The sequence below is a fragment of the Pseudomonas sp. USTB-Z genome (assembly GCF_019691255.1).
GTDB classification, from domain to species: Bacteria; Pseudomonadota; Gammaproteobacteria; order Pseudomonadales; family Pseudomonadaceae; genus Aquipseudomonas; species Aquipseudomonas alloputida.
This window is the reverse complement of record NZ_JAECZP010000031.1, coordinates 54,062-67,659: the sequence shown is the minus strand read 5'-3', so window position 1 is coordinate 67,659 and position 13,598 is coordinate 54,062. Positions and strand designations below refer to the sequence as shown.

At 61.3% G+C, this 13,598-nt stretch carries 17 protein-coding genes; 7 read left to right on the top strand and 10 right to left on the bottom strand.

Going from position 1 to position 13,598, the window contains the following annotated elements:
• Positions 1-78 (top strand): IS3 family transposase (locus I8746_RS27685; RefSeq protein ID WP_221100889.1); only part of this gene is annotated, 78 nt, incomplete at its 5' end.
• A gap of 156 nt (positions 79-234) precedes the next feature.
• Here I8746_RS27685 and hisC read toward each other — a convergent pair.
• The 10 genes from hisC to I8746_RS25315 all read right to left on the bottom strand — a co-directional run bounded on the left by hisC (position 235) and on the right by I8746_RS25315 (position 8,316).
• A complete protein-coding gene (hisC, locus tag I8746_RS25360) occupies positions 235-1,281 on the bottom strand; it encodes a histidinol-phosphate transaminase (RefSeq protein ID WP_004574500.1) in 1,047 nt (348 codons plus the stop codon).
• A gap of 2 nt (positions 1,282-1,283) precedes the next feature.
• Positions 1,284-2,609: a histidinol dehydrogenase gene (gene hisD / locus I8746_RS25355; RefSeq protein ID WP_003255117.1), complete on the bottom strand. Its 1,326-nt coding sequence runs from the start codon at positions 2,607-2,609 to the stop codon at positions 1,284-1,286.
• A 286-nt stretch (positions 2,610-2,895) separates the two neighbouring features.
• The gene (gene hisG, locus I8746_RS25350; RefSeq protein WP_003255118.1) at positions 2,896-3,531 is read right to left on the bottom strand and encodes an ATP phosphoribosyltransferase; all 636 of its coding nucleotides are present in this window, start codon (positions 3,529-3,531) and stop codon (positions 2,896-2,898) included.
• 91 nt (positions 3,532-3,622) lie between these two features.
• Entirely contained in the window at positions 3,623-4,888 is a 1,266-nt protein-coding gene (gene murA, locus I8746_RS25345; RefSeq protein WP_003255119.1) for a UDP-N-acetylglucosamine 1-carboxyvinyltransferase, read from the bottom strand.
• A gap of 23 nt (positions 4,889-4,911) precedes the next feature.
• Positions 4,912-5,151, bottom strand: coding sequence for a BolA family protein (locus I8746_RS25340; protein ID WP_003255121.1), 240 nt, complete (start codon positions 5,149-5,151; stop codon positions 4,912-4,914).
• A 117-nt stretch (positions 5,152-5,268) separates the two neighbouring features.
• Positions 5,269-5,571, bottom strand: a complete 303-nt coding sequence (locus I8746_RS25335; RefSeq protein WP_003255122.1) for a lipid asymmetry maintenance protein MlaB — start codon at positions 5,569-5,571, stop codon at positions 5,269-5,271.
• Positions 5,568-6,215, bottom strand: coding sequence for a phospholipid-binding protein MlaC (locus tag I8746_RS25330; RefSeq protein WP_003255123.1), 648 nt, complete (start codon positions 6,213-6,215; stop codon positions 5,568-5,570). Before I8746_RS25330 ends, I8746_RS25335 begins: the two co-directional genes overlap by 4 nt.
• A 9-nt stretch (positions 6,216-6,224) precedes the next feature.
• Positions 6,225-6,710, bottom strand: coding sequence for an outer membrane lipid asymmetry maintenance protein MlaD (gene mlaD / locus I8746_RS25325; RefSeq protein ID WP_014755441.1), 486 nt, complete (start codon positions 6,708-6,710; stop codon positions 6,225-6,227).
• The gene (gene mlaE / locus I8746_RS25320) at positions 6,710-7,507 is read right to left on the bottom strand and encodes a lipid asymmetry maintenance ABC transporter permease subunit MlaE (RefSeq protein ID WP_003255125.1); all 798 of its coding nucleotides are present in this window, start codon (positions 7,505-7,507) and stop codon (positions 6,710-6,712) included. Before mlaE ends, mlaD begins: the two co-directional genes overlap by 1 nt.
• Positions 7,507-8,316, bottom strand: a complete 810-nt coding sequence (locus I8746_RS25315) for an ATP-binding cassette domain-containing protein (protein WP_003255127.1) — start codon at positions 8,314-8,316, stop codon at positions 7,507-7,509. Before I8746_RS25315 ends, mlaE begins: the two co-directional genes overlap by 1 nt.
• 248 nt (positions 8,317-8,564) lie before the next feature.
• Here I8746_RS25315 and I8746_RS25310 point away from each other — a divergent pair, with 248 nt between their 5' ends.
• The 6 genes from I8746_RS25310 to I8746_RS25285 all read left to right on the top strand — a co-directional run bounded on the left by I8746_RS25310 (position 8,565) and on the right by I8746_RS25285 (position 13,563).
• A complete protein-coding gene (locus I8746_RS25310; RefSeq protein WP_088512971.1) occupies positions 8,565-9,539 on the top strand; it encodes an SIS domain-containing protein in 975 nt (324 codons plus the stop codon).
• Between the two features lie 12 nt (positions 9,540-9,551).
• Complete coding sequence (locus I8746_RS25305) at positions 9,552-10,076, top strand: HAD family hydrolase (protein ID WP_003255129.1); 525 nt, start codon at positions 9,552-9,554, stop codon at positions 10,074-10,076.
• 8 nt (positions 10,077-10,084) lie between these two features.
• Positions 10,085-10,657: an LPS export ABC transporter periplasmic protein LptC gene (gene lptC / locus I8746_RS25300; protein ID WP_012051313.1), complete on the top strand. Its 573-nt coding sequence runs from the start codon at positions 10,085-10,087 to the stop codon at positions 10,655-10,657.
• The gene (gene lptA / locus I8746_RS25295; RefSeq protein WP_003255131.1) at positions 10,644-11,168 is read left to right on the top strand and encodes a lipopolysaccharide transport periplasmic protein LptA; all 525 of its coding nucleotides are present in this window, start codon (positions 10,644-10,646) and stop codon (positions 11,166-11,168) included. The genes lptC and lptA overlap by 14 nt, the downstream gene beginning before the upstream one ends.
• Positions 11,169-11,894: an LPS export ABC transporter ATP-binding protein gene (lptB, locus tag I8746_RS25290; RefSeq protein WP_003255132.1), complete on the top strand. Its 726-nt coding sequence runs from the start codon at positions 11,169-11,171 to the stop codon at positions 11,892-11,894. It abuts the gene before it with no gap.
• Between the two features lie 175 nt (positions 11,895-12,069).
• On the top strand, positions 12,070-13,563 hold the full coding sequence (locus tag I8746_RS25285; RefSeq protein ID WP_003255133.1) for an RNA polymerase factor sigma-54: 1,494 nt from the start codon (positions 12,070-12,072) through the stop codon (positions 13,561-13,563).
• Positions 13,564-13,598: the final 35 nt, after the last annotated feature.

Below are 13,598 nucleotides of genomic sequence, written 5' to 3'. Positions count from 1 at the left end.
TACAACCATGACCGCATTAAAATGAAACTCAACGGCCTGAGTCCTGTGGCTTACAGAACTCAAGCTGAGGTAGCCTAGCACCGACCGTCCAACATCTGGGGCGCAGCTCAGACGCGCACAGGCTGTTGTAGGAGCGGGTTCACCCGCGAATGGGCCGGGCCTGCTGGCCAATTTCAACCGACCGTTCGCCGCTGCCGCCGCTACCGTATTCGCGGGTAAACCCGCTCCTACACGTCAACTCAACGCATCCAGCAGTGCCTGGTTCATTTCCGGCGTACCGATGGTAATCCGCAGGAACTGGGCAATACGCGGCTGCTTGAAGTGACGCACGATCACGCCCTGCTCGCGCAAGCGTGCCGCCAGCTCGCCGGCATCCTGCTGCGGGTGGCGGGCGAAGATGAAGTTGGCAGCCGACGGCAGCACCTCAAAGCCCTTGGCCTGCAGCTGACCAACCAACACCTCCCGGCTGTCTATCACCTTGCGGCAGGTGTCCTCGAAGTACTCACGGTCTTCGAACGCCACCGCCGCACCGACGATAGCTGCACGGTCAAGCGGATAGGAGTTGAAGCTGTTCTTGATCCGCTCCAAGGCCTCGATCAGGTCCGGGTGCCCCACCGCCAGGCCCACTCGCAGCCCCGCCAGCGAGCGCGACTTCGACAGCGTCTGGGTAACCAGCAGGTTATCGTAGCGGTCCACCAGGCTGATCGCCGTTTCACCACCGAAATCGATGTAGGCCTCATCCACCACCACCACCGAATCACGGTTGGCCTGCAGCAGCTGCTCCACCACCTGCAACGGCATCAGGCAACCGGTCGGCGCGTTGGGGTTGGGGAAGATGATGCCAGCGTTGGGCTTTTTGTAGTCCTCAATGCGGATCTGGAACTGCTCATCCAGCGCCACCTGTTCGAAGGCAATGCCGTACAGGCCGCAGTACACCGGGTAGAAGCTGTAGCTGATGTCCGGGAACAGCAGGGGCGCATCGTGCTGGAACAGGCCGTGGAAGATGTGCGCCAGCACCTCGTCCGAGCCGTTGCCGACAAACACTTGCGCCGGGGTCACGCCGTAGTACTCGGCCACCGCTTGCTTGAGACGGTCACCGTTCGGGTCCGGGTACAGGCGCAGGTTATCGTTCAGCTCGCCGCGCATGGCCTCCAGGGCCTTGGGCGACGGGCCATAGGGGTTTTCGTTGGTGTTCAGTTTGACCAGGCGGGCCAGCTTGGGTTGCTCGCCCGGCACGTAAGGCACCAGGTCCTTGACGAAGGGGCTCCAGAATCGACTCATGCTCAGTTCCCCTTCTCTTGGGTCAGGATACGGTATTCAGCGCTGCGGGCGTGGGCGGTCAGCGACTCGCCACGAGCCAGGACCGAGGCAGTGTGGCCCAGTTCGGACGCGCCCTGTTCGGAGCAGAAGATGATCGACGAACGCTTCTGGAAGTCATACACCCCCAGCGGCGACGAAAAACGCGCGGTACCTGAAGTGGGCAGCACGTGGTTAGGGCCAGCGCAGTAATCGCCCAGCGCTTCGCTGGTGTGGCGGCCCATGAAGATCGCGCCAGCGTGGCGAATGTGTGGCAGCCAGGCTTGCGGGTCGGCCACCGACAGCTCCAGGTGCTCCGGTGCAATGCGGTTGGCCACGTCCATGGCCTGCTGCATGTCACGCACCTGGATCAGCGCACCACGGCCATTGATCGACTTCTCGATGATATCGGCACGTTCCATGGTCGGCATCAGCTTGTCGATGCTGGCAGCCACACGATCGAGGAAGGCGGCATCCGGGCTGACCAGGATGGCCTGGGCGTCTTCGTCGTGCTCGGCCTGGGAGAACAGGTCCATGGCAATCCAGTCCGGGTCGGTCTGACCGTCGCACACCACGAGAATTTCCGAGGGGCCGGCGATCATGTCAATGCCGACCTGGCCGAACACGTGGCGTTTGGCGGTGGCAACGTAGATGTTGCCCGGGCCGACGATCTTGTCCACCTGCGGCACGCTTTCAGTACCGTAGGCCAGCGCAGCCACGGCCTGGGCACCACCGACGGTGAACACCCGGTCGACACCGGCGATGCAGGCAGCCGCCAGCACCAGCTCGTTGACCTCACCACGCGGGGTCGGTACCACCATCACCACTTCAGCCACGCCGGCAACCTTGGCCGGGATGGCGTTCATCAGCACCGACGACGGGTACGACGCCTTGCCGCCCGGCACATACAGGCCAGCACGGTCCAGCGGGGTGACCTTCTGGCCGAGCACGGTGCCGTCGGCCTCGGTGTACTGCCAGGAATCCTGCTTCTGCCGCTCGTGATAAATGCGCACACGGTTGGCGGCCTTTTCCAGGGCCTCGCGCTGGACCGGGGTAATACGGGTCAGCGCCAGTTCCAGGCGCGCGCGATTGAGGATCAGGTCGTCAATCGACTTGGCGTCAACACCATCGAAGCGCTGGGTGAATTCCACCAGCGCCGCATCACCGCGTTCACGCACGGCCTTGATGATGTCGAGCACGCGCTGATTGACCGCGTCATCGGACACACTTTCCCAGCTCAGCAGATGATCCAGATGTCGGGCGAAATCCGGATCAGCGGCGTTGAGACGGGCAATTGCAGTGGACACGGTCATGGCGAGGGCCTCGTAATATTAGCGAATGCTCAGGCGCCCTAGGGGATTGTGCGAAAAGTGCCTGCGCGACGATCATGCTACGTTAAAAACAGGCTCGGAATGCTCATTTGCAACCAGCAAAGTGGGGCGCGACCCCGGCCGTTCCTCGCCTGTTTTCGTTCTTGCATGATCGCCGCTCGGCGACTTTTCGCACAATCCCAAGCTACCAGTCCATCCGCGCGGGCACCCGAGAAAAATGGCTATGACGCGGATAGACGGGCGCGACAGCGAAGGTCGCGCGCAGGAGTCAACCGCGGTGTCGCGATTCGACCGCTTGACGCAGCGTGTCGATCAGGCTCTGGATACGGGCGTGCTGCATTTTCATGGAGGCTTTGTTGACCACCAGGCGCGAGCTGATCGTGGCGATCAGTTCCTGAGGTTCCAGGCCGTTGGCACGCAGGGTATTGCCGGTGTCGACCACGTCGATGATCTTGTCGGCAAGGTTGATCAGCGGCGCCAGCTCCATCGAGCCATACAGCTTGATGATGTCGACCTGGCGACCTTGTTCGGCATAGTAACGCTTGGCTACGTTGACGAACTTGGTGGCCACACGCAGGCGGCCCTTGGGCTCGGCTGCGCCGACTACGCCCGCAGTCATCAGCTTGCATTGAGCAATCTGCAGGTCCAGGGGCTCATACAGGCCCTGGCCGCCGTACTCCATCAGCACGTCCTTGCCGGCCACACCCAGGTCGGCAGCACCATGCTCGACATAGGTCGGCACGTCGGTGGCACGCACGATCAGCAGGCGCACATCGTCCTGCGTGGTGGGGATGATCAGTTTGCGGCTCTTGTCCGGGTTTTCGGTCGGCACGATGCCGGCCTCGGCGAGCAACGGCAAGGTATCGTCGAGAATACGGCCTTTGGAAAGCGCGATGGTCAACATTGGAACGTCGGTCCTTAAGCGGCTGCTGCCGGCCAGGTCATCGACCTGGCCGCATTCAATTCAAAAGGTGCGTCCTTGCACCCGCGGGGTACTAGCCCGGTACGCGGCGGATTTTCGCGCCGAGCATCTGCAGTTTTTCCTCGATGCACTCGTAACCACGGTCGATGTGGTAGATGCGATCGATCAGGGTATCGCCTTCGGCAACCAGCGCCGACAGCACCAGGCTGGCGGAAGCACGCAGGTCGGTGGCCATGACCGGGGCACCCTTCAGCGCCTTGACGCCAGTGACGATGGCGGTGTTGCCTTCGACCTGGATCTGCGCGCCCATGCGGTGCATTTCGTAAACATGCATGAAGCGGTTTTCGAAGATGGTCTCGATTACCGCGCCAGTGCCTTCGGCAATGGCGTTCAGCGAGATGAACTGCGCCTGCATGTCGGTCGGGAACGCCGGATACGGGGCAGTACGCAGGTTCACGGCTTTCGGCCGCTTGCCATGCATGTCCAGTTCGATCCAGTCCTCGCCGGTGTTGATGTCGGCACCCGCTTCCTTGAGTTTTTCAAGCACGGCTTCAAGGATGGTAGGGTCGGTGTCCTTGACCTTGACGCGGCCACCGGTCACGGCAGCGGCAACCAGGTAGGTACCGGTCTCGATGCGGTCCGGCATGACGCGGTAGTTGGCCGAATCCAGTCGTTCGACACCGTCGATGGTGATGGTGTCGGTACCTGCGCCCTGAATGTTCCCGCCCATGGCGTTGATGAAGTTGGCCAGATCGACCACTTCAGGCTCACGCGCGGCGTTCTGCAACACGCTGCGGCCCTTGGCCAAGGCAGCGGCCATCATGATGTTCTCGGTACCGGTCACGCTGACGGTGTCGAAGAAGAAGTGCGCGCCACGCAGGCCACCTTCAGGCGCCTTGGCCTTGATGTAGCCGCCTTCCACTTCGATCTTCGCCCCCATGGCCTCAAGGCCACGGATGTGCAGATCGACCGGGCGCGAGCCAATGGCGCAACCGCCAGGCAGGGCCACTTCGGCTTCGCCGAAACGGGCAACCATCGGGCCCAGCACCAGGATCGAGGCGCGCATGGTCTTGACCAGCTCGTACGGCGCGACCAGGGTCTTGATGGTGCGTGGATCGATCTCCACCGACAGCTTTTCGTCGATCACAGGCTCGATGCCCATGCGCCCGAACAGCTCGATCATGGTGGTGATGTCGTGCAGGTGCGGCAGGTTGCCCACGGTGACCGGGCCATCGGCCAGCAGGGTCGCTGCCAGAATCGGCAGGGCTGCGTTTTTCGCGCCCGAAATGCGGATCTCGCCGTCAAGGCGAGCGCCGCCAGTAATAATCAGTTTGTCCATTGGAGTCTCGCCGCCAAGTTGGCTCAGGTGCGCTCAGCCCAGGCTGCGCTGCTGAAAAATTTCATGGTTACCGCATGGATGCTGCCATTGGCGATCCACGGATTCAGGTGAGCATAGATCGCCTGCTGGCGTTTGACCGGACTCAGGCCAGCCAACTCGTCGCTGATCACGTTCAACTGGAAGTTGCAGCCTTCGCCTTCAACTTCGACCCGGGAACCCGGCAATTTCTCTTCAAGGAAGCTTTTAACTTCTACGGCCTGCATGCTCAACCTCAATCGGCGCCCGATGCGCACGGGTCGGCCATCATACAAAAAAGCCCCTCGCCTGCGAAGCCCAACGAAGGCTTCGCTGACCGAGGGGCCATCATCCGTGCCTGGCCACTAGCTTGCCAGCACTTCATCGAGATCATAGACCTCGGCAATTTCCCGCATGTCGTCAGGCATGCCACGCACTTCGCACGCCTTGCCAGTGGCCTGAGCATCACGCATGTACGCAAGCAATAACGACAAGCCGACACTCGACGACTTCTCGACAGCCGAGCAATCAAGCACCAGTCGCGGCTCGCGCGAGCCATCGATCAGCACCTTGCCTTGCTTGCGCAAGGCCGGGCCGCTGCGGTAATCCAGCACGCCAGCCAGACGCAGCACGCCCGGCTCTGCCATGCTTACAGCGGCCTCGCTCATTTGACGGTCTTCTCTGGCGAGTTGTCGGCAGCCTGCTTGGCCTTGGCCACTTCGCCAGCCCAGCCGTCGATGGTCTTGTCCAGGTCATTGCCGTTGCGCTGCATGGCATCGGCGAACTGGTCACGGAACAGCTTGCCGATGTTGATGCCGTTGACGATCACGTTACGCACCTTCCACTCGCCGCCAATGTTCTCCAGGGTGTACTGCACGGGGTACACGGCACCGTTGTTGCCGGTAACCTTCATGCCGACACTGGCGCGCTTGCCGTCATCGGCTTTAGCCGGGTCGACAGTGATGCCCTGGTTGTTGTACTCGAGCAAGGCATTGCCATAAAACTGCATCAGGCTGCGCTTGAAGTTTTCCTGGAAGCGCTGCATCTGCTCCGGGGTCGCCTTGCGCGAGTACTTCACGGTCATGATGCTCCGCGAGATACCGTCGGCATCCACCACCGGGCCGAGAATGCGGTTGAGCGAGTCATAGAAGGCGTTGGGGTTGGACTTGTACTGTTCCTTGTTGGCCTTGAGGTCGCCGAGCAGTTCATTGGTGGTGCTTTGAACCACTTCGTGCGGTGTCTGCACAGCCAGGGCCAGCAGGGGGAAGGCCGCCAGCAGCACCAGCAAGCCACGTCGCAGGATCGAAATCATGGGTACTCCTTAATTAGCCGGTTGCGCTTCTTTCGGTTCCTTGCCAACAGAGTTGAGCAGGAACTTGCCAATCAGATCCTCCAGCACCAGTGCCGACTGAGTGTCATGGATGGTTGCACCATCCTTGAGAACGTCGTCTTCACCGCCAACGCTGATGCCGATGTACTTCTCACCAAGCAAACCGGCGGTCAGGATCGAGGCAGTGGAGTCGGTCGGCAGGTTATCGACCGACTTGTCCAGCTGCAACGTCACCCGACCGGTGTAGGAATCACGGTCCAGATCGATGGCGGTGACCTTGCCGATGGTCACACCGGCCATGGTCACTTTAGCTCTGACCGTCAAACCGGCGATATTGTCGAAGTAAGCATAAACTTTATAGGTATCGCTGCTCGGGCTGGCCGACAGCCCGCTGACACGCAGGGCCAGCAGCAGCAGCGCCAGGATCCCGGCCAGGAGGAACAGGCCGACACCGATTTCCAGGGTGCGGTTTTGCATCAGAAATCTCCAAACATCAAGGCGGTCAGAATAAAGTCCAGACCCAGCACTGCCAACGAGGCATAGACCACGGTCTTGGTGGTTGCACGACTGATCCCTTCTGAGGTGGGCTCACAGTCGTACCCCTGGAATACGGCGATCCAGGTCGAGACGAAAGCAAACACCAGGCTCTTGACCAGCCCGTTGAGCACGTCGTCAGTGAAAGAAACACTGTTCTGCATGTTGGCCCAGAACGAGCCCTCGTAGACACCCAGCCAGTCCACCGCCACCCACGAGCCACCCCAGATACCGACCACGCTGAAGATCAGCGCCAACAGCGGCAGCGAGATGAAACCGGCCCACAGGCGTGGCGCAACGATGTACTTGAGCGGGTCGACACCGATCATTTCCAGGCTCGACAACTGCTCGGTGGACTTCATGTTGCCGATTTCGGCGGTCAGCGCGGAACCGGCACGCCCGGCAAACAGCAACGCCGTTACCACCGGGCCAAGTTCACGCAGCAGGGTCAGGGCGACCATCTGCCCTACCGCCTGCTCCGAGCCGTACTTGGTCAGGATGCTGTAGCCCTGCAGCGCCAGCACCATGCCGATGAACACACCGGACACGACGACGATCGCCAGCGACAGCACACCCACCGAGTACAACTGCTTGGTCAGCAGCTGGAAGCCGCCGCCAATACCACCGCGACCGACCAGCGCATGGAACAGGAACAGGCACGAACGCCCGAGCACGGCCAGCACGTCGATTGCCGAGCGGCCCAGCAGGCGGACACGTTCGAGTAAGGATTTTCTGCGCATCAACGCGCCCCCAGCAGGTCGGCGCGGTAGTCAGGCGCGGGAAAGTGGAAGGGAACCGGGCCATCCGGGTCGCCTTTCATGAATTGGCGGATCCGTGGATTGTCCGAACCCATCAGCTCATCAGGCGTCCCCTGGCCCAGCACTTGGCCGTCACCTACCACGTAAATGTAGTCGGCGATGCTGGCGGTTTCTGCCAGGTCATGGGAAACCACGATGCTGGTGATGCCCAGGGCATCGTTGAGCAGGCGAATCAGGCGCACCAGTACCCCCATGGCGATCGGGTCCTGGCCGACGAACGGTTCGTCGTACATGAGGATCTGCGGGTCCAGGGCAATCGCCCGGGCCAGTGCCACACGGCGCTTCATGCCACCGGACAGCTCGTCGGGCATCAGGTCGATGGCACCGCGCAGGCCCACGGCCTGCAGCTTCATCAACACGATGTCACGGATCATTTCGTCCGACAGCTGAGTATGCACGCGCAGCGGGAACGCGACGTTCTCGAACACATCGAGGTCGGTGAACAACGCGCCGCTCTGGAACAGCACGCCCATCTGCTTGCGGGCGTCGAACAGGTCGCTGCGCGACAGCGTCGGCAGGTTCTGCCCGGCAACCCATACCTCACCGCTCGCGGGGCGCAGCTGTGCGCCCATCAGGCGGAGCAACGTGGTCTTGCCGCACCCCGATGGCCCCATGATGCCGGTGACCTTGCCGCGCGGGATGCTGATGTCCACGTTGCTGAAAATGCTGCGCGAACCACGTTTGAAGGTTACACCCTTCAACTCGACCGCGTAGGCGCTATCCACACTCATCTAGACTCCTTGCTAATGCAGCCTCGTCCTAATGGACGCCGGCCTCCATCTGGAAGGCACACGCACCCCTGACAGGCCGAATAGCGGCGAACTATAGCACCGCTGACAGCCCCGCCCCAAGGCCGGGCAAGCAGTCGTTCAGCCCAGGGACAGGCTTTGGTGGTATTCACTGCAGCAATCGAGGAGGTGAGGGTTTTCATCATTGCGCGTATAATCGTCGCCCTTTCATCAGGCATTGCTTTTTCGACATGAGCCAATCCAGCGAGCTGATCCAATCCGCCCAACGCACTCTGCGCCTGGAACTTGAGGCCGTAGAGGCCCTTTTGGCGCGCATCGACGACAATTTCGTCAAAGCCTGCGAACTGATTCTGACCAGCAAGGGCCGGGTCGTCGTGGTCGGCATGGGCAAGTCCGGGCACATCGGCAACAAGATCGCCGCGACCCTGGCCAGCACCGGCACACCGGCGTTTTTCGTGCATCCGGCCGAAGCCAGCCATGGCGACATGGGCATGATCACCCGGGATGATGTCATCCTTGCGCTGTCGAACTCCGGCAGCACCGCCGAAATCGTCACCCTGCTGCCGTTCATCAAACGCCTTGGCATCAAGCTGATCAGCCTGACCGGCAACCCGGACTCGCCGCTGGCCCAGGCCGCCGAGGTCAACCTTGACGCACGTGTCGCACAAGAGGCCTGCCCGCTGAACCTGGCCCCCACCTCCTCCACCACGGCAGCGCTGGTACTGGGCGACGCCCTGGCCATCGCCTTGCTCGAAGCCCGCGGTTTCACCGCCGAGGACTTCGCCTTCTCGCACCCGGGAGGCGCGCTGGGCCGCCGCCTGCTGCTGAAGGTCGAGAACGTGATGCACGCCGGCGACGACCTGCCTCAAGTACCCCGCGGCACCCTGCTCAAGGACGCGCTGCTGGAAATGTCCCACAAAGGTTTGGGCATGACCGTGATCGTCGAAGCCGATGGCAAACTGGCCGGGATCTTCACCGACGGTGACCTGCGCCGCAGCCTGGACCGCAATATCGATGTGCACACCACCCTGATCGACCAGGTCATGACCGTTCACGGCAAGACTGCGCGTGCCGACATGCTCGCCGCCGAAGCCCTGAAGATAATGGAAGACCACAAGATCAACGCCCTGGTGGTGGTGGACCGTGAAGACCGCCCGACTGGCGCCCTGAACATGCATGACCTGCTGCGCGCCGGCGTAATGTAAAGGAGCGATGGAATGAACCAGGACCTCATGCAACGCGGCAAAGGCATCAAGCTGGCAGTCTTCGACGTGGACGGCGTGCTCACCGACGGGCGCCTGTACTTCCTCGAGGATGGCAGCGAATTCAAGACGTTCAATACCCTCGACGGCCAGGGCATCAAGATGCTCATGGCCTCGGGCGTGACCACCGCCATTATCAGCGGGCGCAAGACCCCAGTGGTCGAACGCCGGGCCAGTAACCTCGGCATCCCGCACCTCTACCAAGGCCGGGAGGACAAATTGGTGGTGCTTGACGGCCTGCTCGCCGAACTGGGCCTAAGCTATGATCAAGTGGCTTACCTGGGCGACGACCTGCCCGACCTGCCGGTGATTCGCCGGGTGGCTCTGGGCATGGCCGTAGCCAACGCCGCACCGTTCGTACGCCAGCACGCCCACGGCGTGACCCAGGCACGTGGCGGCGAAGGCGCGGCCCGTGAATTCTGCGAATTGATCATGCAGGCCCAGGGCACCCTGGACGCTGCCAACGCCAACTACCTGTAAGGCTGCCCATGCTCAGCAAGAAAGCCCGAAACATTGTGCTGCTGGGGGCGATAGCCGCCCTGTTGGTAGCCATTGGCTACTGGAATGTCAGCCCGGAAAGCTTCCTCGACAAGCCCGTGGCCCAAGTCGACGAAAGCGCCATCGATTACTACGCGATCAACGCCCACAGCGTGCAGTTCTTGCCCGACGGCAAGCTGCAATACGAAATGACCGCCGACAGGATCGAACACCTCAAGACCAGCGAAGTCACCCAGGTGACCACACCGGACCTGCACCTGTACCGCGGCACCGAGTACCCGTGGCATGTGCAGAGCACGCGCGCCGAGGTCAATCCTGACGGTACCGAGGTCGAACTGATCGACAAGGTACGGATTGCCCGCACCGATGAAAAGCAGCGTGAAACCATCATTACCAGCTCACGCATGACCGTGTTCCCGCAGAAGCAATATGCGCAGACCGAGCAAGCCGTTAGAATCGACGGCGCCGGAGGCACAACTACGGGCAAAGGCATGAAAGCGTATTTGAAAGAAGGCAAGATGGACTTGCTCTCTAACGTAAGAGGACAGTATGAGGCTCGTTAAAACCCTCCCCCTTTTGCTCAGCCTGAGCGCAGCACTGGGAAGCGCGAGCGCCCTCGCCCTGCCGAACGACCGTGACCAGCCTATCCGCATCCAGGCCGACAACGCTCACCTGGATGACAAACAAGGCGTGGCCACTTACACCGGCGACGTGATCATCACTCAGGGTTCGATGATGATCAAAGGCAACACCGTGACCATTACCCGCTCCGCCTCTGGCGATATCGACGTAGTGACCTCGGTGGGCAACCTGGCCTACTTCGAGCAGCAGCAGAGCGCAGCCAAGCCGGACAAGATGAAAGGCTGGGGCGTAACCATCCAGTACCAGTCGCAGAAGGACTTGGTCATTCTCACCGACCGCGCCAAGGTCGAGAGCGAAGGCAATACCACCGAAGGCGAAAAGATCGTCTACAACACTCAGACCCAGGTGGCGACCGCCGGCCGTGGTGGCAATGTGACAACACCCCGTCAGCGCATCGACATGGTGATCCAGCCCAAGAAGAAGGCCGAGTAAATGGCAACCCTCAAAGCCCAGCACCTGGCAAAGAGCTACAAGGGGCGGCAGGTAGTACGTGATGTCAGCCTGTCTATCGACAGCGGCCAGATCGTCGGCCTGCTCGGCCCCAACGGCGCCGGCAAGACCACCTGCTTCTACATGATTGTCGGGCTGGTCCAGGCCGAACAGGGCCGCGTACTGATCGACAACCTCGATGTCAGCCACCAGCCCATGCACGGCCGCGCTCGCGCCGGTATCGGCTACCTGCCGCAGGAAGCCTCGATCTTCCGCAAGCTGTCGGTCGCCGACAACATCATGGCCATCCTCGAGACCCGCAAGGACCTCGACCGGGACGGCCGTCGCAAAGAGCTGGAAAGCCTGCTGCAGGAGTTCCACATCAGCCACATCCGGGACAACCTCGGCATGAGCCTGTCCGGTGGTGAACGCCGCCGCGTCGAAATTGCACGCGCCCTGGCGACCGCACCCAAGTTCATCCTGCTGGACGAACCGTTCGCCGGTGTCGACCCGATTTCGGTCGGCGACATCAAGCAGATCATCCACCACCTCAAGGCCAAAGGTATCGGCGTACTGATTACCGACCACAACGTGCGTGAAACCCTGGATATCTGCGAAACCGCTTATATCGTCAACGATGGCCGACTGATCGCCGAAGGCGACGCTGAAACCATCCTGGCAAACGACTTGGTCAAAGAAGTTTACCTGGGTCACGAGTTCCGCCTCTGACCCGGTACGCGCCTGAAGTACTGGCAAACAGCCCTGAGACTGGGGGTAAAGTTGTTACGGTACTCTAGGCAAACGCTACAATTTAAGGCATAAAACTTGCTTGATCTGGCGCTTCGGCGCCCTCGTGTAGTGGATGGCGCATGCGCGCCGGCGAACAAGGTATTAAGCCCCTGCCATGAAACCATCGCTCGTCCTAAAAATGGGCCAGCAACTGACGATGACACCTCAGTTGCAACAGGCCATCCGCCTGCTCCAGCTCTCTACCCTGGACCTCCAACAGGAAATCCAGGAAGCGCTGGAGTCGAACCCGATGCTCGAACGTCAGGAAGACGGCGAAGACTTCGACAACAGCGACCCGATGGCCGACAACGCCGAGAACAAGCCGGCCGCCGAAGTTCAGGACAACAGTTTCCAGGAAAGCACCGTCAGCGCCGACAACCTGGAAGACGGTGAGTGGAGCGAGCGCATCCCCAACGAGCTCCCGGTTGATACGGCCTGGGAAGACATCTACCAGACCAGCGCCAGCAGCCTGCCGAGCAACGATGATGACGAATGGGACTTCACCACGCGCACATCGGCCGGCGAAAGCCTGCAAAGCCACCTGCTGTGGCAGTTGAACCTGGCGCCGATGTCCGACACCGACCGCTTGATTGCCGTGACCCTGATCGACAGCATCAACGGCCAGGGCTACCTGGAAGACACACTCGAAGAAATCTGCGCCGGTTTCGACCCGGAGCTGGATATCGAGCTGGACGAGGTCGAAGCAGTACTGCACCGCATCCAGCAGTTCGAGCCGGCTGGCGTCGGCGCCCGCAACCTGGGCGAATGCCTGTTGCTGCAACTGCGCCAGCTGCCCGCTACAACGCCGTGGATGACCGAAGCCAAGCGCCTGGTTACCGATTTCATCGACCTGCTCGGCAGCCGTGACTACAGCCAGCTGATGCGGCGGATGAAAATCAAGGAAGACGAGCTGCGCCAGGTCATCGAACTGGTGCAAAGCCTTAACCCGCGCCCTGGTTCGCAGATCGAGTCCAGCGAGCCCGAGTACGTGGTGCCCGACGTCATCGTGCGCAAGGACAGCGACCGTTGGCTGGTAGAACTGAACCAGGAAGCCATCCCACGCCTGCGCGTCAACCCACAATACGCCGGCTTCGTGCGCCGTGCCGACACCAGCGCCGACAACACCTTCATGCGCAACCAGCTGCAGGAAGCGCGCTGGTTCATCAAGAGCCTGCAGAGCCGTAACGAAACCCTGATGAAGGTTGCCACGCAGATCGTCGAGCACCAGCGCGGCTTCCTCGACCACGGCGACGAAGCGATGAAGCCGTTGGTACTGCATGACATTGCCGAAGCCGTAGGCATGCACGAATCGACCATCTCGCGGGTTACCACGCAGAAATACATGCACACCCCGCGTGGCATCTACGAACTGAAATACTTTTTCTCCAGCCATGTCAGCACCTCCGAAGGCGGAGAATGCTCGTCCACGGCGATCCGCGCGATCATCAAGAAACTGGTTGCGGCGGAAAATCAGAAAAAGCCATTGAGTGACAGCAAGATCGCTGGTTTACTGGAGGCACAAGGCATCCAGGTAGCCCGTCGCACCGTCGCCAAGTACCGCGAGTCCCTCGGCATCGCACCGTCGAGCGAACGCAAGCGACTGATGTAGCCCCTGAGATGTGCCACAGCGTTTTCGTGGCAGGT